Below are 23,962 nucleotides of genomic sequence, written 5' to 3'. Positions count from 1 at the left end.
AATTAGTATGCTTGCTTAGCTCACGGATCATGCACCAAATATTTGTCCCAAAAAACGCAAACAAAAAACAGCCTCCAAGGGAGACTGTTCGTGAAACATTAAGCTTTAATATACATAATCCGCATCTGCCCATCGTCTTCACAAACTGTGATTTCCACAGATTCAGTAAGTATATCGGCATAGCTATAGGAGACTCGCTTAAAAGTTTGCTGCTCCTGATCCAGTTTGACAATAAATACAGAAGGGTACGTTTCTTCCAGGACACCTGTGCGTTCAACGGTTTTACGACGACCTCCGTTTGCACGCAATGTGATCTTATGACCGACGTGAGCTTCAAGACTGCGTTTGATTTCCAACAGCGCGTTATTAGCCATTACCTGACGACCACCTCTTTTCTTGTCCATTATACAACTTTTTCAGGACAATGTCAAAGCAAATAAATAATTAATTATAGTTGATGCATATTTCGTTGTCAACGGAATTTTTTTGCGAGAAATCAGCGCCGGACTAATATCCTTGTTATCTGTAATATAGGCATTACAAAGAAAAAAAGAAAGGGTTAAGCTCAGCGCTCACCCTTTCTTTCGGATATTCTATTCAGCCCATTCAAATTACCTATATTCCTGACACCATAGACCTATCTCTGCCGCTTAAATGGCTGATGGTGTCACTTTTAGCGCCGACAGATTCTGCAGTCGCGGCATTCCGATGCGGAAGCTGCCACGGGTCTCAACACCACCAATACCCTGATTTCCGCTGATGGTATTATTCAGAACATCGCTAAGATTTACAGTATCCCTGATGGAAGTAAAGGATGATTTTGCTGCTACATACACGGGATCCAGAGCATGGATCAAAATTCGACCAGGTGAACTGGCAAAATTAGCTCCAGCTCCAAGTAATGCCTCGAAATGAGATTGACAAGCACCGGCAACAATAGTCAACGCATCAAAATTCCGCTCATACTCCCTAGCTACCCTAATAGCAGCTATAAAGTTTTGCGAATTTTTATAGCTATTCAGACTATACAGATCGTAAGTATGCTGTTGCTTCAGTACCCCATCATGACCAGTGATCACTACAATATCTGGGCGTACACGGGGCAACAGCCGGTATAACGTATCAGCCATTGCAGATTCATGAACATGATGCCCTTCAGCGGGAATCCGCAGCTGCTCGTATAAGCTAAGGCTCTTATTCAAATATGCCGGATCGCCATCCAGATGCAGTACTTTACCTGGCACTTCAAAATAAGGAGCTTCCTTGGACGGTGGAGCCCATGTCCCCTCTGTTAGGGTTCCCCCGCTCCGCTGACTTTGCTCCTGACGGTCCTTCCGCAGCTGTGTCAGTGATTCCTTCGCTTTGATCTGTGCTTGCTGTCCCCGTTCCGTTATTCGGGTAGGAGGCACTTGAACCAGGTCATCCAGAGGAGAATCCGCCAACAGGCGGAAATCTGTGCCTTTAATGACGGCTCTATCCTGCACAATATTATCTACACGAAATGTTAAATCACCGCCATAAGATTTGCGAACGACCAAGTCTCCTAAATTCATTACAACCACCACCTCTACCCCATCGTATGGGCAAAGGCCTCAGTTGGTTCATAACTCAACATATTTTTAAAATATAAGAATGTATAATGCTCCACCAGAATAACATCCTTATATTTCTACGAGAAACGGTTGTCGTCCTTAAGACAACAACCGTTTCCTATTGCTTATTCAATTCCAGCGGCTAGCAAAACACCGCTTAAGCGGGCGTATTCTTCAAGACTGAGTGTTTCTCCGCGACGGGTCGGTTCAATACCCGCTTCTGCGAGTAAAGCCTCCAGCTGCTCACGTCCTTGTTCAGGGAAGTAGCGAGCCTTCAGATTGTTAGCAATCGTCTTGCGGCGCTGTGTGAAAGAAGCGTGAACCACTTCAAAGAAATGCTTCTCACTCTCCACCTTTACCGGAGGATGCTCTCTAACCTTCAGACGAATAACAGCAGACTCCACATTAGGTTGAGGGATGAATACCGTACGTGGCACGATACAGACGAGCTCAGGCTCGCTGTAGTACTGCACGGCAATGCTAAGACTTCCGTATTCCTTTCCACCTGGAGATGCAGCCATACGCTCCGCAACCTCCTTCTGAATCATTACAACGATGTTATCAAGGGGAAGCTTCTCTTCGAGCAGCTTCATCAGAATCGGAGTAGTCACATAATAAGGCAGGTTAGCAACCACACTGACCTTGTTCACAGTGGTGAAATCTTCCTTGAACATTTCCTGCAAGTTCACATTGAGGACATCATCGTTACGAACCTTAACATGGGGATAGGGGGAAAGTACGTCTTTTAATATTGGAATCAGTCTACGGTCAATCTCTACGGCAGTTACAGCACCCGCTGTTAGTGCCAGACGCTCCGTCAGCGCTCCAATTCCCGGCCCGATCTCCAGCGCCCCAGAATCGCTATCTAGTCCAGCAGCGTCTACAATCTTGTCCAAAATATTTTGATCAATCAAAAAATTTTGTCCCAGGCTTTTCTTGAACTTGAATCCATAACGTTGAATAATCTCTTTGGTCCGTTTTGGAGTCGAAATTTCCTCTCTACCACTCATGAAGTAATGCCTCCCTGATCAATTTGGGCGAGAGCCCCGGCAAATTCCTCCCGCGTAATCCCAAACATCGCCAGCCGCTTGTACAGCTGTTTGCCGTTACAATATCCGATTCCAAGCAAATTACCAAGCGCCATACGTCTTTCAGCAGCCCGAGGGTGTACAAGCATTCCAGCGGCCATAAGATCATCAATACCAATCAAAGCAGGTGCTCCTTCAAAAGAGGTATGTACATTACGCAGCGCATGACGAATCGCCTCTGGCGATGCATTCTCTACACCGATATCCCCTTTTCGAGTTGCGTCCTTCTCTGGAATAAAAGCATGCTTGCAGCCCGGCACCTTCGCTGAAACGATTTTACGAATTCGCTCCCCAGCATGGTCCGGGTCCGTAAGAATAATAACCCCTCTACGTTCCATAGCAAGCGCGATCTTAGCAATTACAGTCCGGTTTACAGCAGAGCCGCCTGTCTCAATGGTATCCGCTTCTACAGCACGCTTAATGGCTACGGTATCGCTTTTGCCTTCAACGACGATTAATTCCTTAATCATATTTCTTGACTCCTTCCAAAAAAAGCAAAAAGAAGAGGATTCGCTCCTCTTCTTTTGGTTAAAGAATGTATAAGTGATGAGCGGTTGCTCTGCGATCAACGAAATGATCATCCAGCGTTCCTTAACGGTTATCATCACTATAGCTTATCAAAGGATTTTTTGCAAAAGCTTCAGTTCTAGTTAAGCTCAGGTTTCACAGGTCCAATCACATAAACGGTACGTGATTTACGGCCGAAATTACGAGCATGGCTCAGGGAATCATAATAGACATCCACTTTATTGCCTTTAATGGCACCGCCAGTATCCTCTGCACGGCGGAATCCAAGCCCATCGATATAAACCCACCAGCCAATAGGAATTACATTCGGATCTACTGCAATTGTACGACCTTCCGTTACGCGTGTTCCGGAGGCAGTTTTAGTACCTATCCCTGGCTCTTCTGACGAATAAGCTGTCATGGAGACGTTCTTAATCATCTTCTTGTACTCAAAGTCTACGCCAGCCTTGCTTGTGACGTTCTTAGTCTTAGCGCTAACTTTAGTCGTTTTGGAGGTAGTGCTTGATTTGGAAGTTGTTGTAGCTTTAGCAACTACAGTAGGCTTAGGAAGTGCTTTAGTACCAACGGCAATGATCTTATCTTTTGTTACCGTTTGTACTTCCTTGCCGATCATGCGCATAGAGGCCAGTTCTCCGTCTTGATAGATCTTTTCAATATGCTGAACCATGACGCCTGGTTTGCCTGCCTGTGCCACTCTAACTGTTCCCACAGTAAGGGAGGGATCTGCTGTCTTAATAACACGGAAAGGTAAGTTAGTTGTTCGCTGTACCGTTTGCTTGTTGATACGAACGATCTTAATCTCCATGTCAGCAGAGATGGTGGTGTCTAACGAAGGAAAAATCTTATCATAGCCTTCTAGGTTGATACCCAGTTTGTCAATCGCTTGACCGATAGTGTCTTCGGTCGTATATAACGTTTTTGTTGCTCCGTCCGCAGTAAGGCTAAATTTCTGCGCACGATTGATAACGACACGGTCACCGTCTTTTATTTCATCACTCAGACCTAAAGATAATTCATCATGCGGCTGCAGCGAAATTTGCTCTTTCTCCAACACATCACCAAGAAGTGCTTCTCGCGTTTCAAGTGTCTGTGTTTGCCCGTCTATTACTAAAACTAATTGTTTATTACTTTGACCGTGTACGTACAGCAGAATTAACAGCGCGATTGCGATTGAAATCACACCTGCAAGTAAAAGTACGCGAGTATTTACTTGCTCCCACCGTAATGCGAAAGACCTGCTGGATGACTGCGAATCATGGGATACCTCTGGTTGGAATAAGCCCATTCTCTCCATCCTCCTTACATAGCCTCGTCGTCAATTTGTATATCATGAGGACTGAATTTCTTTGACGAAACTATTTGAGATTGTCACAGGATACGCACGTATTAACTTAGCGTCTCCTGCTCATGGATCGCCTGCTCGGCACAGCTACTCCCACACCTGTTATATAACAGTATGCGGGCAACATTCAGTTTATTCAAAATAAAGAAGCCTAAAAAGAGTTCTCTTGAGGACTCTTTCGTGGCTTCTCCGATGTCAGAATACGCGGGAATGTTTGTGCACGAGGTTGCCTCTCTTACTTGCGCTTACGGGGTTAGCTGTCGGGTTCGGACGAAAGAGAGACGCCCTATTTCAGGTCACCCGCTCACGGCGGTTGCCCTTAAATTCACCCCAAAGACCACGTGAAGAAATCAAATATTGTTCTGCGGCAATTCCTAGTCGTATTCAAGATACAGGCATGCGGCAGTTCAATATTGGTTCCCCCGTTCTCCATACGGAGACTCAGCGAGACGATCCATGAATCAATGGCTGTCACAATAACAACAGCTCACATCACTGAAAAGATGATATCCTGTTTTGATGCATGTTGTAAAGGACGATTCAACCACGTTTACGCAAATATATGGTTAAAATATTGTAATAATCAGCCGTTTTTATATTAAAAAAGTTTAATATATCGGCCATTCTCTATTTTTCACCCGTTTTACTCCTGTTTTCAGACAATCCCAAATCGTTCCAGTGCGTTCGCATACGTAATTTTAGCCAATTCTTCCCATGTTAACCCTTTAATTTCAGCCGCAGCCTCTGCTACTAACTTCACATGAGCACTCTCATTTCGCTTGCCTCGGAAGGGGTGTGGAGTCAAATATGGAGCGTCTGTTTCGATCAATAATCTGTCCAATGGCGTCTGTGCAAGCACCTCTTTAGGCACTCTGGCATTTTTGAACGTGATCGGTCCTCCAAATGACAAATGAAATCCTAGATCTAGACACATTTTTGCGGTTTCCCAGCTGCCTGAGAAAGAATGCATTACGCCACCAATTTCATTTGCTTTTTCCTCCCGTAAAATCCGTACGACATCTTCATGGGCATCACGGTCATGTATACAGATTGGCATTTTTAGTTCACGGGCTAGTCCAATTTGTTTGCGGAAGACCTCCTGCTGCACATCCTTGGGAGAGGTATCCCAATAATAATCCAACCCAATCTCTCCGATGGCCACCACTTTCTCATGGCTGCAAAGAGAGGCGATCCAATCGAGGTCCCCCTCTTTCATATCAATCGCATCCTGTGGATGCCAGCCCACCGCTGCATAAATATAATCATAAGATTCAGCCAGCTTCATCGTTGAAGGGATCGTTTCCCGATTAAATCCAATATTGATCATCTTGCTAACTCCGGCCTCTACTGCACGAGCTATAACTTCCTCGCGATCCTCGTCGAATTGAGGCGCATCTAAATGTGTATGTGTGTCGAACAGATACATTTTAAAGCTCACTCCTTGTTGTTTTTATCAATAGTTCCATAAATATTTGTATTATTTTGCAAAAATCTCTGCTACAGAAGAGGGCAACCGTGTAAGGGCTTTTTTCAGCTTATCCTGTGGGAAATATAGGTGATATCTGCCACGATGAATCCCGCTTATTGAGCGTACAATATCCGATACCTCTGAAATTTCCCGCAATTGCTCATTGCGATCAAGCAGTAAAATTTGATTATTGTCGAAGGCTGCTCCTGGACGGAACACATCATAAGGCAAATCTGTCGGATAATCAATCTCTAAGTCATATTCTGGGTTAAGTCCCGCTCCCGCAAAACTGCTGCGGATTTCCGTAATCATATCTGTATCCAAATTCTCGATCTCTACATATTTATACAGTTTACGATGAATAAAACGGGTACACAAGTCGCTTAATAACTCATCTTCTTCAAGGGTCCATTGCATAAAGGCAGTCTGTACCAGTGCCTCATCAAGCATTAAATATTGCTTCACTGTTACTTCTCCTCGAAAGAGATCTTCCAGCGGAGCGATCATAAAGCGAAATTTGTACTCCTCTTGGAACAATTCTTTAGCTCTACGGAAGATTTGACGCAAAATAATTTCAGAGCTGCGCGTCACCGGATGAAAATATACCTGCCAGTACATTTGATAACGCGACATTAAATAATCTTCAATGGCATGCATACCTGATTCTTTTACTACAATCCGCCCATTATAAGGACGAAGCATTCTCAAAATCCGATCAATATCGATGGTTCCATAGTTTACACCTGTATAGTACGCATCACGCAGCAAATAATCCATACGATCAGCATCCAGCGGACTGGAAACCAAATTGACAACAATTTCATGCTCATATGTCTTAGAGATAACTGAGGCTACTTTACGAGGAAAATCTTCCTCCACATCACGCAATATTTCGGTGATCTCCGTGTCCTCCAAAATAATTCGGCAGGTCCAATCCTCATGGTCCATTTCAAAAGCTTCTTCTATAGAATGTGAAAATGGACCATGCCCTAAATCATGCAGCAAAGCCGCACACAAAGTAAGCAAACTTTCTTCAGGAATCCAATCCTTATACCCGCTGCGCTCAAATTGCGAAATGATTCGGCGTGTAATTTCATATACTCCTAAAGAATGAGAAAAACGACTATGCTCTGCACCATGAAAAGTGAGATATGAGGTACCTAACTGGCGAATCCGACGTAAACGCTGAAATTCTTTTGTATTAATTAGTCGCCAAATAATCGTATCCTGTACGTGAATATAATTATGAACGGGATCCTTGAAAACTTTTTCTTCCGTGAGCGGCTGCTTCATGAGATCAACTCCTTCTAATAATTTAATATGATTTTAACTAATATCAGTATATAATAAGTAATTATGTCGTACTTTGTCGAAAAGTATCATTTTTGGTCTTGGTAAATCGACAAAATGCTTTCAGGGTAATTCTTAATTTTTATAGGGACATTCAAAGTTCTTATGGAAATTTTCTTATTCGGCCTATGAAAAAAGGTTGACTGATTTGGGAATCGTTGGTATTATAAGTATCATAAAACAGTGAACAATGTCGAATAATGACGTTTTTGGAACATTGAGAGGAGTAACGATTGTTATGATGAAATCAACAGGAATTGTAAGAAAAGTGGACGAACTTGGACGGGTTGTTATTCCTATTGAATTACGCCGTACACTTGGCATTGGCGAAAAGGACGCACTGGAAATTTACGTTGATGGCGAACGGATTATGCTTAAAAAGTATGAGCCTGCCTGCATTTTCTGTGGCAACGCTGAGAACGTAACTTACTTTAAAGGAAAAATAGTTTGTCATGAATGCATATCTTCCATCCCTACCCCTGTGACAAACTAAATTAAATAGTATATAATAGAACTAATCAAATTGTTAATTCTAACCTTTTCATATCTCCTTGACCTCCCGTGACCGCGGGAGGTATTTTTTATGTCTGGGTTTGCCCTCCTGGTTATCCCCTCCCTAAGGGCAATGTGCTTCAAGACGGAACTAGTAATACTTAGTTGTATTTCTTACAGTTATTTTAAATGCTTTTTACCATTAAACGAATTAATTGTATTTTGTACACTTATATTTCCTATATCTCCGTGAAATCAATCCTTTCCACCTTTATAACTGTATGAAGTACAACTAAACGAACAAATACATAAAAAAATTCAAAATAACTGTACAAATTACATTTAACCCACAGATAAATCACTCAAGCTCGAAACGGCTCCGAAAATCCTTAGTTATTCTAGGAATTCGTCTATAACACTTACTCTTCTGCTCTATCAAGCAACGCATTATAAATATCCCGTTTGGCTACACCCCGGTCTGATGCCGCTTTTTTCATAGCCTCTTTCCGTGGTACATCCTGTGCTTCGTAATGAGCTACATGATCTTCAATGCTTAACTGACGCCACCACGCCGATTCTGCGATTTCTGCATCTTCCTTGCTCTCCCCTTCTACGACAATAACATATTCGCCTAGCGGAGGATGTTCAGCCAGCCATAGTGTACATTCCTCAATCGAACCGCGTAGAAACTCCTCATATCTTTTCGTTAATTCACGTGCCAACACAATCTGGCGATTACCGAATGCTTCTTGAAGATGAGCAAGTGTCTTAACTACGCGATGGGGAGATTCGTAGAACAACAAAGTGCCTTGAGCCGAACGAAGTGGACTTAATACTGTTCGGATGTCCTTACGCTCTCGGGGAAGAAAGCCGATAAAGGTGAACGTATTCGTAGATAGACCAGAAGCGATCAAAGCTGACAACGCTGCGTTAGCTCCAGGGATAGGAATCACCGGAATTCCATGACTTATAGCAAGGGCTACAAGATCCGCTCCAGGGTCAGAAATCGCTGGTAAACCAGCATCGCTGACGAGTGCCAAATTTTTTCCTTCTATTATATAGCGTACAAGCTCAGGTCCACTGGCGGCCTTATTATGCTCATGATAACTAAACAACATCGAAGGTGAAATCTCAAAGTGGCTGAGTAATTTTCGGGTCTGTCTCGTATCTTCCGCGGCAATAATATCACATTCCTGCAATGTACGGACTGCACGATAGGTCATATCCTCCAGATTACCGATAGGTGTAGCCACCAGAAAAAGCGACCCTATTGTCTCCTGAGTACTGGTATTAGTCTTGTTTTGAAAACTGCTTTGGCATGATATCGTCATGATTTACCCTCTTTAGCACCATAGTAGATGTCCATAATCTCTGGACAGTATTGATTGTCCTCATTATATACGATGAGCGGTGGTTGTAAACGAACCTCAGGCTTTCCATCACGTGCAGCTTCGATTAATACCATATTTGCCTCCAGATGGGCACGTGGATGTACAAACCGAATAATCTTTGGCTCGAGTCTATATTGTCTCATGAGACTGATAATATCAACCAACCGTTGTGGTTTATGAACCATACTTACCTTTCCGCCCGTCCGAACCAATCGCACACAAGCCTGAATGACCTCCTCCAGTGTACAGCCTATCTCATGACGAGCCATAGCTTGATGGTTGTTCAGCTTCAGATCACTGCCATTAAGCGGCATATAAGGAGGGTTCACCGTTATTGCATCATACACCCCATGTCCTGCGGTAGTATATAACTCGCGCAAATCACCTTCATGAATTACAACCTGATCCTGAAGGCCATTTAGAGCCACGCTACGACGAGCCATATCGGCTAAACGAGGTTGTATTTCAATACCTTCTATAGAAGCTTTTGTCCGGGTAGTCATTAAAATCGGTATTACACCATTTCCCGTACAAAGATCTAGAACTCTTCCACGTGGCGGAACACTGGCGAAACGAGCAAGCAATACAGCATCCATAGAAAAGCTAAATACTTCATCACTTTGAATAATGCGCAGATCATGTGTTAGTAAATCATCCACCCGCTCCGTCGGTAACAAGGGGACAGATATATCATTAAAAGAATTCGTCATGTAATAATCTCCTAAAGGTTTTGTTGAGAAAAACTTGCTTCAAAGCCATATGCCTATGGGCTAAAATTCAAAAAAAACCGTAGGATTAATCTCCTACGGCTGGATATCCTCATTTATTAAGAAAAGAAAGACAGAACAGACAGTCACCTTCCGTGCGTAAATGTCCAAAATAAACATTACAGATGTGAAAGCCTTCGTGGTAAAGTCGAGCCAAGTTGTCATAACCTTCCCCGACAACCTCTTCTGTTCCCTCTCCGGTAGCTAAAAGAGCTTCCGCCTCCGCAGAATCTACGGTAGGATCCAAAGGTGCATCCCGCTTTAAAATTTTGCGAAGCTGTTCATTCTCCAGAGTTAACCTCTGGTTAGCTTCCATCAGTTCTTTTACCGTCTGTTTCCATTCTCCAAGATTGGCGCGCATCGTTTCCATCTGCGCTTCCATATCCTGCATGTGTGCAAATATATTTTTCTTCTCCAAGTTTCCACCCCGAAAGTAACCTTATATGGTTTACTTGACGACAACATCATCCATTGGAAGTTCCTTAACTTTGCCCACTTCAAACAACTGTACATGAACCGTACGGTTTCCGGCATTGATCCCTACTACTTTGCCATCCCCCAATGAGGTCACGACAATCTTGCCGACCGCTGGCATTTCTTCCTTTACACTCTCATAATTGTCATGCTCAAATTTCAAACAACACATCAGACGTCCACAAAGTCCGGAAATCTTCGTCGGATTAAGTGAAAGGTTCTGATCCTTGGCCATTTTTATGGATACGGGTTCAAAATCCCCTAACCAAGAGGAGCAGCAAAGCACTCGTCCACAAGGTCCAAGTCCACCTAGCATCTTAGCTTCATCACGTACCCCAATTTGCCGAAGCTCAATGCGGGTCCGAAAAATACTTGCCAGATCCTTAACCAATTCTCTAAAGTCAACGCGTCCTTCGGCCGTAAAGTAAAATATAATCTTATTACGGTCAAAAGTAAACTCTACATCTACGAGCTTCATTTTGAGACCGTGGTCGCGTATTTTATTTAAACAGGTGGTAAAAGCCTCCTTAGCGGCGCTTTTGTTCTCCTCAACAACGCGTGCGTCGGTTTCTCCGGCAATACGCATCACTTTTTTGAGGGGTAGTACAACATCGGACTCCTCCACCTCTTTTTTGCCTACGACAACCTTACCGTATTCCACCCCACGTGCTGTCTCAACAATAACACATTGATCTCGTTCAATCGGAAAATCAAGTGGATCAAAATAATATATTTTACCCGCTTTTTTAAAACGGACACCTACTACGCTGTACAAAAATTAACCCCCTTGTTTGCCGGTAAAAGGAACCTATGGGCATGTCCGCTCCCTGATGATCCATGCTTGTCCTTCCTCGTCTGTTAAAACGATACTTCCAGGTAAAGCGACATCCGGAGGATATATCATTGCTAATCCTTTAACTTTCCAGTCGGATTAAGAACTGCTCCAGACACAACTGGGCATTGGCATTGGAACGCAGCTTCTTAGTACTCTCTGCAGCATATCCCATATAAGCCACCCATTGTTCCGCACTGCGCCCACGGGCATGCCTGGAAATAAAGTCTAACTGATCTATAAAAACGATACTTTCGTGCTTACGGTACAGGAAGTAGAGCATATCTTTAAACCATAGATGGAACATGCTGAAAAGGATATCCAAATGTTCAGCGAGCCCAGTCTTGAACAGCTTCTGCCCGGCAGTTGCTACCGTGGAGCTGCCCTTGCTTAAGGACTCCTTAGCTAATTGTAACACTAGATTTCTCATTTCTGCAAACCAATTCTGTTCCAAAAGTTCCCTGCAACCATCAAGTCCCGAACTAAGTGATACTGCACATCGAGCTAAGGGGATCGGCACACCCTCACTTGCTAGCGCTTGAAGCATAATATCCGGATTTAACGGACTAAATGGGATCCGCTGAGTCCGTGACTGAATCGTCGGCAATAAAGAACGACTATTATCAGATATTAGGATTCCTACTGCCGGAGCTGGCGGTTCTTCCAGAAACTTCAACAAACTATTGGCAGCTTGTACCGTCATTTTGTCTGCCCCATCTATAATATAAACCTTTGGATTCACACCCTCAGATCGATAGGAAAAGACACGCTGCAGCTCACGGATCTGGTCTATTTTTATGCTTGCACCGTCGGGCTGCAGCAATGACAAATCAGGATGGTTTCCATGCTCAACCTTTCGGCACTCTAGACATTCGCCACAGGCGTCATCCTTGCTTTCCGTGCAAAAAATTGCTTGGGCAAACATCAGCGCCGTCTTCATTTGTCCACTGCCTGCTGGTCCTGTAAATAAATAAGCATGGCTCACAGCATCCTTGCGCAAGGCATTTTGGAGTAGCCGTTTAGCATGCTCCTGGCCTACTATATCATGAAAAGGCATAATTTCCTCCCAAAACTTTAAAAAGAAAGGTTGATTAACAACCCACGAATTTCTCCAACACGTCCCAACAGATCTATTCGGCCCTGCTCACTATTCAGCAGATCGTCTGCCATAGATAGCAAAGCCGCATCAATTTCCTCAAGCAGCTTGTAACGCTTACCCCGCCCACGTCTATCCCATCCACGTGTCTCTTTCAGTATAACGCCTCTACGAGCGGTTTCTTCCAGAAACCTTTTGATCATCATCCGGTAAATGGTGAGTTCACGAATGGTCATAGACTTAGATAAACGGTCGCCTTGTGACTGTATTTCTTTGATCTGGCGGTTTAGTTCATCTTTGGTTTTCTGTTCACCTTGCTGCTGAAAAACGTCAGAGAACGATTTCTGCTGAACAGGCTTATTAGCCCCTTCTGCATTTGGAAGCTCACTCTTTAAGGGCCTATATCCCGGATTGATCTTCAAAGGTTATCTACCGCCCCTTTTTTGTAAATGACTTGCTCATTTATATTATACTTAATAATGTTCGAAACGATCTACAGGAAGCACGAATACAGTAGCGCCACCGACCTGTACTTCAACAGGGAGCGGTAAATAGGAATCCGTCGTGCCACTCATCGGAGTTACTGGAGTGACTAGTTGTTCACGCACTTTACAGCTGTTACGGATAACGTTCAATACAGCTTCGATCTGACTGTCTTCTACCCCAATCATAAATGTCGTATTTCCCGCCCGCAGAAATCCACCTGTACTTGCGAGTTTGGTAGCACGGAAATTGGCTTTTACTAGCTCACTGGATAACCGGTTACTGTCTTTATCCTGGATAATTGCAATGATCAACTTCATCTTCGCATTCCCTCCCAAAAAAGTTTTATGGAGTATTACTACTTAATGTGTTCTTAGTAGTAACCTCACTTCATAAGCAAACGCTTAGTTATATGCCACTTCTCTTATTATATTAGACAAAACACCCTAAAAACCCTTTAATACTCTCTCTTCAAGAGTTCTCACGATATCTTGTTCTACCAGATGAATAGGGCGGTTTGCATCAAGAACTACTATTCTCTCCGGATTCGCCTTAATTAATAAATGATAACCTTCACGAACCTTCTGATGAAAGGCAAGACTCTCCATATCCAGACGATTGACTTCGCGATCTTGATTGGCCGCAATCCGTGATAATCCAATCTCAGGCTCTACATCCAGATAAAAGGTTAGATCGGGCATGCGATTTCCAATAGCAAAACGGTTAATACTCCACACCTCTTCCATACCTAATCCTCTTGCATGTCCTTGATAAACGAGACTGCTGTCTACAAAGCGGTCACAGAGGACTGTAAGCCCTTCTCTAAGAGCTGGCTCTACTACTTCAGCGAGATGTTGGCTTCTTGATGCAGCGTACAGCAATGCCTCTGTACGTGCATCCATTGCAGTATGGGCAGGATCCAGAATAATAGAGCGAATTTTTTCGGCGATTTCTATGCCTCCAGGTTCACGTGTAATTCGATAGGGCATGGACCGATTCTGCAAATATGCTGCTACTCTTCCCAGAACCGTTGTTTTTCCGGAGCCTTCGCCCCCTTCTAATGTTATAAAGAAACCTTCTTTGCCCACTTATACTTCTCCGCCCTTCTGAATGTTGTATACCTTAATACGCTGTAAGACCGGATCAGCACAAGCCTGGAACTTCGCGCCTCCATAAGCTAAACCAGTCAGTCTTTGCTGTATCTGATCTGTGATGACCTCACCCGGATATAATAATGGAATGCCTGGTGGATAGGGAATTACCATTTCTGCAGCTACTCTCCCCACGCTGTGTTCAAGATTAATACTTTCTACCTCATTGGCTGACACCGGCTTCAAAGAGAAGGGAACAGGTGCTGAGATTTGTAAAACATTCAAATTGTTCCACGTGGAAATATTTCGAGATTCTGAAATGCCTGCGGTGTACGGTGATTCGGATGTAACCTCCGAATCTATTTCCTGCAGCGCCTGCAATAACCTTGCTGCATCTTCAGCCTTCGAACCGAGGCTGAACACCAGCACTACGTGCCGGTCGTCACTCATCTCCGGCACACAGCCCTTAGCCTCGAGCCTGCGCTGCAGCTCGAAACCGCCTAGGACCCCGGTGGCGTCATAAATGACGACTTTGAAGGGGTCCTGCGTCTCGTACGCCGCCCTATGCAGCGGCGTACCGTCGTGCAGCGGCTCTGCCGGCTGCACCAATCCATAGCGCGGCAGCTCGGCAAGGCCGCGCCGCAGGACATCCACGGCGGCCAGCCCCGCCGTGAAAGCCTCGCTGCCCCGGCTGTGCAGCAGCCGCCGGGCAAGATCAAGCGACGCCATCATAGGATATGATGGGCTGGAGCTCTGCACCATGGCGAGCCGCTGCGAGAGCAGGGCGCGGTCGAGCCGCTGCCCTTGAACATGCAGCATAGCGCCCATGGTCATCGCAGTGAGCATCTTGTGCGTGGACTGCACTACGCCGTCTGCGCCACAAGCAAGCGCCCCGGCAGGCAGTGCCGGGTGCTGCCCGTAATGCGCCCCATGCGCTTCATCGACAAGCAGCGGTACACCGCTGTCGTGGCAAATACGCGCGAGGGGCGCAAGGTCACTGCCCATGCCGTAGTAATTGGGCATGGTGACAAATACAGCAGCGGCTTCCGGATAGGCTGCAAGTGCAGCCTCAACAGCTTCTGCCGCCGGCGCTACTGCCAAGCCGCTGAGTGGATCAATTAGCGGCTCGACGAAAACAGCCCTCACTCCAGCTAACATAAGACCATGAATCACTGATTTATGCACATTTCGTTGAAGAATCAGAATCATTCCTGGCTCGGGGCAAGCCGTTAGAATCAGCGCCAGGTTACCCGCCGTACTTCCGCCAACTAGAAAAAAACTCTCCTCTGCTCCAAAGCAATCCGCAGCCAACTCCTGTGCTTCCTTAATGACTCCCTCAGGATGATGAAGATCATCCGTGCCGGTAATCTCCGTAACATCGTACTTCATGACCTCATCTAGAAACCCAGCGCCTTCTACGCCGTCATATGCCGCTCCATTTTTATGTCCCGGCACATGATAAGATATATTACCCACAATTCTATATTGCTCCAGCATTTCGTATACAGGTGCCCTACATCGTTGTAATTTATTCATATTAAATTCCTTCCCATAGGGTTCCTTCTATTTTAACGTAAATATTCAGAAACTCCTATGTTTCCTCATAAAAGCATCTGACTGAACAGCAAAACGGCTCCCCCCGCTTAAACAACGAGGAAGCCGTATATGAATATCTCTAATGCAGCCCTTATATCTTTCATCCAGACTGCTCTCTTATCCGCATCAATTAACAGAGTTACTCTACTTAAGCGTTCTTTTGCAATCCGATCTTCTTCATCTGGCCAATAAAAAAACGGTACTTAGCATCTTCTGCCTCGGTACGGATCATTTCCGCCTCACAATCCTCACAAATAAAATGCGAGACAATCACAATACCTTCTTCTTTTTCCTGCCCACAAATGATACAAGCTTGCCCGGTTTGCTGTTCCATAACCATCCCACCTTGACTCTTTTAAGAACAGTATGATACACCTTCTATCATTTTAAACCTTTTCATAGTTTTTTCATATCCTTCGTTTCGTGTATTATATATATTCCGCTGCCCCTATATCGGTGAATATTCGCCCATAGTTTAATAAAATGCTTTCATTCGCCGATATTAAGAACATATGAATCTGTGAGGAGGTTAGTCTATTTTATATGGAACCCAACACCAAAGGCGCTGCTACATTCTATCAATATAAATTAATCAAAAAAATTAATCTAACGGCACCTCTGCTGCGTGTTTATATTTTGCTCCCTCTTTTGGTCCTTGTGCTCGAGACAGTCTTTCTTTCTTGGTGGAGTATTCTCTACTTAATTATAGCTGCTCCGGTTATGTTCTGGGTTCAATATGTTATTTCACGCTCAGTACTTCTAATCTCCGGGCATCCTATTTCAAAAAGATGGTCCATCTCATTTAAAATCCCGTGGCTTGGCTTCATGCCAGATCAACACATTAGTTACCGCATTTTCCGTAAAGTACAGTTACATAATTTTTATATTGGTCTTTGTATTGCAGCTCTCTTTATTTTTTGGTCTCCACCGGCATTTACAGTATCCCTGATTATTTGCCACTTGTGGCTTTTACTGCCCCGTCTCTATACACTGTTCAAAATAAATCAACGCAACAAGGAAGGCATGCTGAAGTTTAATCCATCCGATGCCTCCTATTACTCTCAATAGAGTACAGTTAACCTGTGTTCGCATATAAATAAATAATCGCCATCCATAAAGGACGGCGATTATTTATTTTGTCTTAAGACCTTTAATTAAGGCCTTCTTTTCTTTAGGAATCATAACTATAAAATAATCATCATGCACTGTTAAATGAACCGTTACTCCATCCTTCTGAAAAACACCAGATGAGTCGGTATTCTCCTCTTCCTGTTCAACCCATCCCCAGGCCTTAATAGTATCCATATACTCCTCTGGGATGCCGTTCTTCTCCTTTAATCCAGGTAAAGAATAACGCACATAATCCATAGCAACGTTTGTCGTAGTCTGGTCTGGTGAGTACGCCTCTTGGGGCACAGGGAAATTTTTCTCGTTTAGCGCACCCTCAAAAGCATCCCAGCTGGGCGCTTTCGTACCGCAGCCTGCCAGTATTAAAGCTACTATACACGAAAAAATTAATATCTTAATAATTCTTGTTTGTTTCATGCCTTAAATCCTCCTTACCTCCACAATGCATCTAAAGACACAAGAAAATTCAAAGTTAGAATTTATGAGTAGTTCCTTCGTATTAGAGATGTTGCTTATTATTTGCACTTATCTATTATACTTGTATCGACCTCAGCGTCGGTAACAAAAATGTCACTCAATTACAGCCCCTTCAGATGTTGTACTCCCCTTCAAATAACACTCTTGTCCAAAAAAAACAAAAAAGCCACTGCTGATAAATCAACAATGGCTTAATGTGCTTGGCAACGTCCTACTCTCCCAGGACCCTTCGGTCCAAGTACCATCGGCGCTGGAGGGCTTAACGGTCGTGTTCGGGATGGGTACGCGTGGAACCCCTCCGCTATCGCCACCAAACATGCATCTGTGAAACAGACGCTGCCGCGTGAAATTCGGTTCTTCACCAGAAGTGAGAATGAATTTCTAAGCGTATTTCAGGCTTGATGCCTGAAAACTGAATCCGAAACGAATCTGCTTTCTACATATAGGATAAGCCCTCGACCGATTAGTATTGGTCAGCTCCATGCATTGCTGCACTTCCACCTCCAACCTATCTACCTCGTCGTCTTCAAGGGGTCTTACTAATTGGGAAATCTCATCTTGAGGGGGGCTTCACGCTTAGATGCTTTCAGCGCTTATCCCGTCCGTACGTAGCTACCCAGCCATGCTCCTGGCGGAACAACTGGTGCACCAGCGGTACGTCCATCCCGGTCCTCTCGTACTAAGGACAGCTCCTCTCAAATTTCCTGCGCCCACGACAGATAGGGACCGAACTGTCTCACGACGTTCTGAACCCAGCTCGCGTACCGCTTTAATGGGCGAACAGCCCAACCCTTGGGACCTACTTCAGCCCCAGGATGCGATGAGCCGACATCGAGGTGCCAAACCTCCCCGTCGATGTGGACTCTTGGGGGAGATAAGCCTGTTATCCCCAGGGTAGCTTTTATCCGTTGAGCGATGGCCCTTCCATGCGGTACCACCGGATCACTAAGTCCGACTTTCGTCCCTGCTCGACTTGTAGGTCTCGCAGTCAAGCTCCCTTATGCCTTTGCACTCTGCGAATGATTTCCAACCATTCTGAGGGAACCTTGGAACGCCTCCGTTACTCTTTAGGAGGCGACCGCCCCAGTCAAACTGCCCGCCTGACACGGTCCCCGTACCCGATAAGGGCACTAGGTTAGAACCTAGATACGATCAGGGTGGTATCCCAACGGCGCCTCCACCGAAGCTTGCGCTCCGATTTCTACGGCTCCCACCTATCCTGTACAGATCGTACCCAAATTCAATATCAAGCTGCAGTAAAGCTCCATGGGGTCTTTCCGTCTTGTCGCGGGTAACCTGCATCTTCACAGGTATTAAAATTTCACCGGATCTCTCGTTGAGACAGCGCCCAAGTCGTTACGCCATTCGTGCGGGTCAGAATTTACCTGACAAGGAATTTCGCTACCTTAGGACCGTTATAGTTACGGCCGCCGTTTACTGGGGCTTCGGTTCATAGCTTCGGGTTACCCCTAACCACTCCCCTTAACCTTCCAGCACCGGGCAGGCGTCAGCCCGTATACTTCGCCTTGCGGCTTCGCACAGACCTGTGTTTTTGCTAAACAGTCGCTTGGGCCTTTTCACTGCGGCCCCCTCGTGCTATTCACACTACCGGGGCACCCCTTCTCCCGAAGTTACGGGGTCATTTTGCCGAGTTCCTTAACGAGAGTTCTTCCGCGCGCCTTAGAATTCTCTTCTCGCCTACCTGTGTCGGTTTGCGGTACGGGCACCTTCTCCTGGCTAGAGGCTTTTCTTGGCAGTGTGAGATCATGACCTTCGCTACTACAATTTTCGCTCCCCATCACAGCCCAGCCTTAATGATGTGCGGATTTGCCTACACATCAGCCTCACTGCTTAGACGGACATCCATCAGTCCGCGTCACTACCCTCCTGCGTCACCCCATCGCTCATAGCGGATTACGGTGGTACAGTAATTTCAAACTGTTGTCCTTCGACTACGCCTTTCGGCCTCGCCTTAGGTCCCGACTTACCCTGAGCGGACGAGCCTTCCTCAGGAAACCTTGGGCTTTCGGCGGATCAGATTCTCACTGATCTTTTCGTTACTCATACCGGCATTCTCACTTGTGTAGTGTCCAGCGCTCTTTTCAGTACACCTTCAACCCCTACACAACGCTCCCCTACCCCAGATGCAAAGCATCTAGCCATAGCTTCGGTGGTGTGTTTAGCCCCGTTACATTTTCGGCGCAGAGTCACTCGACCAGTGAGCTATTACGCACTCTTTCAATGGTGGCTGCTTCTAAGCCAACATCCTGGTTGTCTGTGCAACTCCACATCCTTTCCCACTTAACACACACTTGGGGACCTTAGCTGATGGTCTGGGCTGTTTCCCTTTTGACAATGGATCTTAGCACTCACTGTCTGACTCCCGGCAATAAGTATATGGCATTCGGAGTTTGACTGAGCTTGGTAATCCTTGCGGACCCCGCACCCAATCAGTGCTCTACCTCCACTACTCTTATACCGAGGCTAGCCCTAAAGCTATTTCGGGGAGAACCAGCTATCTCCGAGTTCGATTGGAATTTCTCCGCTACCCCCACCTCATCCCCGCACTTTTCAACGTACGTGGGTTCGGGCCTCCAGTGCGTGTTACCGCACCTTCACCCTGGACAGGGGTAGATCACACGGTTTCGGGTCTACGTCCACATACTAATTCGCCCTATTCAGACTCGCTTTCGCTGCGGCTCCACCTTCTCGGCTTAACCTTGCATGTTAAACGTAACTCGCCGGTTCATTCTACAAAAGGCACGCCATCACCCATTAATAGGGCTCTGACTTTTTGTAAGCACACGGTTTCAGGTTCTATTTCACTCCCCTTCCGGGGTGCTTTTCACCTTTCCCTCACGGTACTGTTTCACTATCGGTCGCCAGGTAGTATTTAGCCTTAGCAGATGGTCCTGCTGGATTCATACGGGGTTTCACGTGCCCCGCACTACTCGGGATCCGTCTCGGAGAGAACACAGTTTAGGTTACAGGGCTTTTACCTCTATCGCGGGCCTTTCCAGACCTCTTCGCCTACCATATTCCTTTGTAACTCCATGTGAGACGTCCCACAACCCCTAAGAGCAAGCTCTTAGGTTTAGGCTGTTCCGCGTTCGCTCGCCGCTACTGACGGAATCACTATTGTTTTCTCTTCCTCAGGGTACTTAGATGTTTCAGTTCCCCTGGTCTGCCTCTACATTTCCTATGTATTCAGAAATGAGTAACTGCGAATTACCACAGCTGGGTTTCCCCATTCGGACACCCCCGGATCAAAGCTTGCTTACAGCTCCCCGAGGCAGTTTCGTTGTTCGCCACGTCCTTCGTCGGCTCCTGGCGCCTAGGCATCCTCCGTGTGCTCTTATTAGCTTAACCTTGATTTTTCCGCAGGAAAATATCATACGATGACATTCTCTTTGGAATCATCTCACTAATAACATTTACTTGTTTGCACAAGTTGCTAAAAGATGTTCTAAAACGCAAATTCGTTTCGGTATCCAGTTTTCAAGGATCAAGTCTTACTTGAGAGCTTAAACTCTCAAAACTGAGCAACGAGTGAGTAACAGGCCTAAACCTGAGTTTTGGAAGCTTAGCTTCCGATTTGAATGTCCTCATTGCAGAGAACGATTCTCCATAGAAAGGAGGTGATCCAGCCGCACCTTCCGATACGGCTACCTTGTTACGACTTCACCCCAATCATCTACCCCACCTTCGGCGGCTGGCTCCCTTGCGGGTTACCCCACCGACTTCGGGTGTTGTAAACTCTCGTGGTGTGACGGGCGGTGTGTACAAGACCCGGGAACGTATTCACCGCGGCATGCTGATCCGCGATTACTAGCAATTCCGACTTCATGCAGGCGAGTTGCAGCCTGCAATCCGAACTGAGACCGGCTTTGATGGGATTGGCTCCACCTCGCGGCTTCGCTTCCCGTTGTACCGGCCATTGTAGTACGTGTGTAGCCCAGGTCATAAGGGGCATGATGATTTGACGTCATCCCCACCTTCCTCCGGTTTGTCACCGGCAGTCACTCTAGAGTGCCCAGCTTAACCTGCTGGCAACTAAAGTTAAGGGTTGCGCTCGTTGCGGGACTTAACCCAACATCTCACGACACGAGCTGACGACAACCATGCACCACCTGTCTCCTCTGTCCCGAAGGCCGCCGCTATCTCTAGCAGATTCAGAGGGATGTCAAGACCTGGTAAGGTTCTTCGCGTTGCTTCGAATTAAACCACATACTCCACTGCTTGTGCGGGTCCCCGTCAATTCCTTTGAGTTTCAGTCTTGCGACCGTACTCCCCAGGCGGAGTGCTTACTGTGTTAACTTCGGCACCAAGGGTATCGAAACCCCTAACACCTAGCACTCATCGTTTACGGCGTGGACTACCAGGGTATCTAATCCTGTTTGCTCCCCACGCTTTCGCGCCTCAGCGTCAGTTACAGCCCAGAAAGTCGCCTTCGCCACTGGTGTTCCTCCACATATCTACGCATTTCACCGCTACACGTGGAATTCCACTTTCCTCTTCTGTACTCAAGCCACCCAGTTTCCAGTGCGACCTCAGGTTGAGCCCAAGGTTTAAACACCAGACTTAAATAGCCGCCTGCGCGCGCTTTACGCCCAATAATTCCGGACAACGCTTGCCCCCTACGTATTACCGCGGCTGCTGGCACGTAGTTAGCCGGGGCTTTCTTCTCAGGTACCGTCACTCCGGTAGCAGTTACTCTACCGGACGTTCTTCCCTGGCAACAGAGCTTTACGATCCGAAAACCTTCATCACTCACGCGGCGTTGCTCCGTCAGGCTTTCGCCCATTGCGGAAGATTCCCTACTGCTGCCTCCCGTAGGAGTCTGGGCCGTGTCTCAGTCCCAGTGTGGCCGTTCACCCTCTCAGGTCGGCTACGCATCGTCGCCTTGGTGGGCCGTTACCCCACCAACTAGCTAATGCGCCGCAGGCCCATCCCTCAGTGACAGATTGCTCCGTCTTTCATTCTTCTCTCAGGAGAAAAAAGAAATTATCCGGTATTAGCTACCGTTTCCGGTAGTTATCCCAGTCTGAAGGGCAGGTTGCCTACGTGTTACTCACCCGTCCGCCGCTAAGTCATTTTGAAAGCAAGCTTTCAAAATGACTCCGCTCGACTTGCATGTATTAGGCACGCCGCCAGCGTTCGTCCTGAGCCAGGATCAAACTCTCCAATTAGTATTGAAAAGAGCGATATGCTCATTTTGAAACATCTGACGAGAAAATTAATTCTCTAATTTTGGATTTCACTTACGTGATTTCCTACTCACTCGTTGTTCAGTTTTCAAAGATCAAGTTCTCGTTGGCGCCGTTTAATGTCTCAGCAGCAACTCTTATACTATATCATGTTCGGCTATTTAATGTCAAGCTCTTTTTTTAACTTCTTTTTCAAGCTCGGCATGTGTACTTCTTGGCCGGACTTAGAATATATCATGTATGGAGATGCATTGCAAGAGTTTTTTTATATAAAATCAAAAGCATAAAACATCATCTATGTATTATCGTATTATAATAACTACCTCCACTTATCATCTAATTATCTAGAAAGTAAAAAAACAACTGCAGAAGATAACAGTTGTTTTTTAGAAGAAGCTTAGACGATTTTAGATTAATTCCGCTTCCTTCGCTCCAGTAATTACGGCAATGATATTGCTTCGAAGTGCCTCCGCATTGTGCGCTTCATATGGATCCACTTTGAAAACAACAGCATCTGCAATAAAACCTTCTGCAATTTGTCCCAGCTCGTTACCGCTCCCCAGAATATCAGCAGCACTTTTAGTCGCAGCCTGCCACGCTTCTCTCCGAGTTAAGCCATAATCAATCAATGTATCCAGTTCTTGAAGGTTATAGCCATGTAGTGCAGGTGTGGCATAATCTGTACCGAATCCAATACGAGCGCCTTCTCTTTTTGCATAATGAATGGCCTTGGAATGACATTCGGCAGCGCGGGCAGCTCGGTCGCAAATGATCGGGTTCAACGCTAGAACGCCTTTTGGGTCTGCAGCAATACGATAAATTGATGTGGTGGGCACAAACGCTACCCTCGAGTTAGCAAGTCTTCCTGCCTGATCGTCAGTTAGAAACATCCCATGCTCTATTGATTCCACGCCGGCCTGGATGGACCAGTCTATCGTCACTCCGCCCCAGGTATGAACCAGTACCTTCTTATCATGGGCATGTGCATTACGAACAATGAACGAGAACTCTTCTTCGGAAAAGATCGGGTCAACAACTTTCTCGGTAGGTGCTCCAAGCCCGCCTGTGGCCATGATTTTTATCCAACCCGCTCCTGTAGCAAAGATTTCCGCCATGCGTTGTTCTAAATGCTTGAGACCACGGGCATCTGCTGCTCCAATCATATCGCTACTGGTCTGCACTCTTAATGGATGCTGATATTGCTGAACAAGATGCTGCACTGTGCTCGGCAGAATCCCACCTGCATCACGGGCAGTCGTTACACCCGTTCTAAGAGTAGCTTCAAAAGCTTGTGCCTGCATAATTTCAATCTCGTTGGCATCGCGCTTCAATTGATCAGAGTGGTCAAAATCTGTCCAAGCTAAATGCGTATGCAGATCAATAATACCCGGACTTAGCCACAGATCTGTTCCTGCAAGATTTGACTCTACTTGATGCGGCTCCGCTTCAGTAATGGATGAAAAACGACCATCCTTTATCACGACATCAAAACGTCTGCCTTCGATACCTGCTATAAAAATATCATTGAACGTCTGCAGCTCTGGATGCTTATGAATCATC

The 23,962-nt window shown here is 45.9% G+C and carries 21 protein-coding genes, 3 rRNA genes and 1 riboswitch; of the genes, 2 read left to right on the top strand and 22 right to left on the bottom strand.

Translation table 11 applies throughout. The features are described from left to right. Positions 1–98 precede the first annotated feature (98 nt). From veg to NYE58_RS00180, 7 genes are all read right to left on the bottom strand, one after another. Positions 99–374, bottom strand: coding sequence for a biofilm formation stimulator Veg (veg, locus tag NYE58_RS00210; protein WP_019914493.1), 276 nt, complete (start codon positions 372–374; stop codon positions 99–101). Between the two features lie 276 nt (positions 375–650). Further along, positions 651–1,553: a sporulation peptidase YabG gene (yabG, locus tag NYE58_RS00205; RefSeq protein ID WP_036678813.1), complete on the bottom strand. Its 903-nt coding sequence runs from the start codon at positions 1,551–1,553 to the stop codon at positions 651–653. 164 nt (positions 1,554–1,717) lie between these two features. After that, the gene (gene rsmA / locus NYE58_RS00200) at positions 1,718–2,602 is read right to left on the bottom strand and encodes a 16S rRNA (adenine(1518)-N(6)/adenine(1519)-N(6))-dimethyltransferase RsmA (protein WP_036678815.1); all 885 of its coding nucleotides are present in this window, start codon (positions 2,600–2,602) and stop codon (positions 1,718–1,720) included. Then, the gene (rnmV, locus tag NYE58_RS00195) at positions 2,599–3,150 is read right to left on the bottom strand and encodes a ribonuclease M5 (RefSeq protein ID WP_036678817.1); all 552 of its coding nucleotides are present in this window, start codon (positions 3,148–3,150) and stop codon (positions 2,599–2,601) included. The genes rsmA and rnmV overlap by 4 nt, the downstream gene beginning before the upstream one ends. A 176-nt stretch (positions 3,151–3,326) precedes the next feature. Further along, entirely contained in the window at positions 3,327–4,493 is a 1,167-nt protein-coding gene (locus NYE58_RS00190; RefSeq protein WP_076105834.1) for a 3D domain-containing protein, read from the bottom strand. 284 nt (positions 4,494–4,777) lie between these two features. Then, positions 4,778–5,007: riboswitch (cyclic di-AMP (ydaO/yuaA leader) on the bottom strand. A gap of 198 nt (positions 5,008–5,205) precedes the next feature. Further along, complete coding sequence (locus tag NYE58_RS00185) at positions 5,206–5,976, bottom strand: TatD family hydrolase (RefSeq protein ID WP_036678823.1); 771 nt, start codon at positions 5,974–5,976, stop codon at positions 5,206–5,208. A gap of 51 nt (positions 5,977–6,027) precedes the next feature. Then, complete coding sequence (locus NYE58_RS00180; protein ID WP_076277930.1) at positions 6,028–7,311, bottom strand: HD domain-containing protein; 1,284 nt, start codon at positions 7,309–7,311, stop codon at positions 6,028–6,030. A 295-nt stretch (positions 7,312–7,606) separates the two neighbouring features. Between NYE58_RS00180 and NYE58_RS00175 the strand changes: the two genes are divergently transcribed. After that, positions 7,607–7,861 carry an AbrB/MazE/SpoVT family DNA-binding domain-containing protein gene (locus tag NYE58_RS00175; RefSeq protein WP_036678829.1) on the top strand — a complete coding sequence of 85 codons (255 nt, stop codon included), beginning with the start codon at positions 7,607–7,609 and terminating at the stop codon, positions 7,859–7,861. Positions 7,862–8,279: 418 nt separating this feature from the next. Here NYE58_RS00175 and rsmI read toward each other — a convergent pair whose 3' ends face one another. From rsmI to NYE58_RS00125, 10 genes are all read right to left on the bottom strand, one after another. Beyond that, positions 8,280–9,191, bottom strand: coding sequence for a 16S rRNA (cytidine(1402)-2'-O)-methyltransferase (gene rsmI / locus NYE58_RS00170; RefSeq protein ID WP_076218452.1), 912 nt, complete (start codon positions 9,189–9,191; stop codon positions 8,280–8,282). Then, complete coding sequence (locus tag NYE58_RS00165) at positions 9,188–9,961, bottom strand: tRNA1(Val) (adenine(37)-N6)-methyltransferase (RefSeq protein ID WP_036678833.1); 774 nt, start codon at positions 9,959–9,961, stop codon at positions 9,188–9,190. Before NYE58_RS00165 ends, rsmI begins: the two co-directional genes overlap by 4 nt. 109 nt (positions 9,962–10,070) lie before the next feature. Then, the gene (yabA, locus tag NYE58_RS00160; RefSeq protein WP_036678835.1) at positions 10,071–10,436 is read right to left on the bottom strand and encodes a DNA replication initiation control protein YabA; all 366 of its coding nucleotides are present in this window, start codon (positions 10,434–10,436) and stop codon (positions 10,071–10,073) included. A gap of 30 nt (positions 10,437–10,466) precedes the next feature. After that, positions 10,467–11,267, bottom strand: a complete 801-nt coding sequence (locus tag NYE58_RS00155) for a PSP1 domain-containing protein (RefSeq protein ID WP_036678838.1) — start codon at positions 11,265–11,267, stop codon at positions 10,467–10,469. Between the two features lie 139 nt (positions 11,268–11,406). Next, on the bottom strand, positions 11,407–12,381 hold the full coding sequence (gene holB, locus NYE58_RS00150; RefSeq protein WP_076099912.1) for a DNA polymerase III subunit delta': 975 nt from the start codon (positions 12,379–12,381) through the stop codon (positions 11,407–11,409). 17 nt (positions 12,382–12,398) lie between these two features. Then, a complete protein-coding gene (locus NYE58_RS00145) occupies positions 12,399–12,842 on the bottom strand; it encodes a YaaR family protein (RefSeq protein WP_036678842.1) in 444 nt (147 codons plus the stop codon). Positions 12,843–12,893: 51 nt separating this feature from the next. Continuing rightward, positions 12,894–13,223: a cyclic-di-AMP receptor gene (locus NYE58_RS00140; protein ID WP_036678844.1), complete on the bottom strand. Its 330-nt coding sequence runs from the start codon at positions 13,221–13,223 to the stop codon at positions 12,894–12,896. Between the two features lie 126 nt (positions 13,224–13,349). Then, the gene (tmk, locus tag NYE58_RS00135) at positions 13,350–13,991 is read right to left on the bottom strand and encodes a dTMP kinase (protein ID WP_076099910.1); all 642 of its coding nucleotides are present in this window, start codon (positions 13,989–13,991) and stop codon (positions 13,350–13,352) included. Continuing rightward, positions 13,992–15,530 carry an aminotransferase class I/II-fold pyridoxal phosphate-dependent enzyme gene (locus NYE58_RS00130; RefSeq protein ID WP_341000886.1) on the bottom strand — a complete coding sequence of 513 codons (1,539 nt, stop codon included), beginning with the start codon at positions 15,528–15,530 and terminating at the stop codon, positions 13,992–13,994. Positions 15,531–15,738: 208 nt separating this feature from the next. After that, positions 15,739–15,924 (bottom strand): sigma factor G inhibitor Gin, encoded by a 186-nt coding sequence (locus NYE58_RS00125; protein ID WP_036678851.1) that lies wholly within the window; start codon positions 15,922–15,924, stop codon positions 15,739–15,741. Between the two features lie 209 nt (positions 15,925–16,133). Here NYE58_RS00125 and NYE58_RS00120 point away from each other — a divergent pair, with 209 nt between their 5' ends. Continuing rightward, positions 16,134–16,658, top strand: coding sequence for a hypothetical protein (locus tag NYE58_RS00120; protein ID WP_076194944.1), 525 nt, complete (start codon positions 16,134–16,136; stop codon positions 16,656–16,658). 63 nt (positions 16,659–16,721) lie between these two features. Here NYE58_RS00120 and NYE58_RS00115 read toward each other — a convergent pair whose 3' ends face one another. From NYE58_RS00115 to NYE58_RS00095, 5 genes are all read right to left on the bottom strand, one after another. Beyond that, positions 16,722–17,135 (bottom strand): hypothetical protein, encoded by a 414-nt coding sequence (locus NYE58_RS00115; RefSeq protein ID WP_036678856.1) that lies wholly within the window; start codon positions 17,133–17,135, stop codon positions 16,722–16,724. A 258-nt stretch (positions 17,136–17,393) separates the two neighbouring features. Beyond that, positions 17,394–17,510, bottom strand: a 5S ribosomal RNA gene (gene rrf / locus NYE58_RS00110). 128 nt (positions 17,511–17,638) lie between these two features. After that, positions 17,639–20,564 (bottom strand): 23S ribosomal RNA (locus NYE58_RS00105). Between the two features lie 262 nt (positions 20,565–20,826). Beyond that, positions 20,827–22,384, bottom strand: a 16S ribosomal RNA gene (locus NYE58_RS00100). Together the 16S, 23S and 5S rRNA genes form the textbook arrangement of a ribosomal RNA operon. Positions 22,385–22,809: 425 nt before the next feature. Continuing rightward, positions 22,810–23,961: an amidohydrolase family protein gene (locus NYE58_RS00095; protein WP_076278192.1), complete on the bottom strand. Its 1,152-nt coding sequence runs from the start codon at positions 23,959–23,961 to the stop codon at positions 22,810–22,812. Between the last annotated feature and the right edge of the window lies 1 nt (position 23,962).

The sequence above is a fragment of the Paenibacillus sp. FSL L8-0708 genome, from assembly GCF_038009325.1.
Lineage (GTDB): Bacteria > Bacillota > Bacilli > Paenibacillales > Paenibacillaceae > Paenibacillus_AQ > Paenibacillus_AQ odorifer.
The sequence above is the reverse complement of the archived record's forward strand: the minus strand, read 5'-3'. Positions and strand labels throughout refer to the sequence as shown.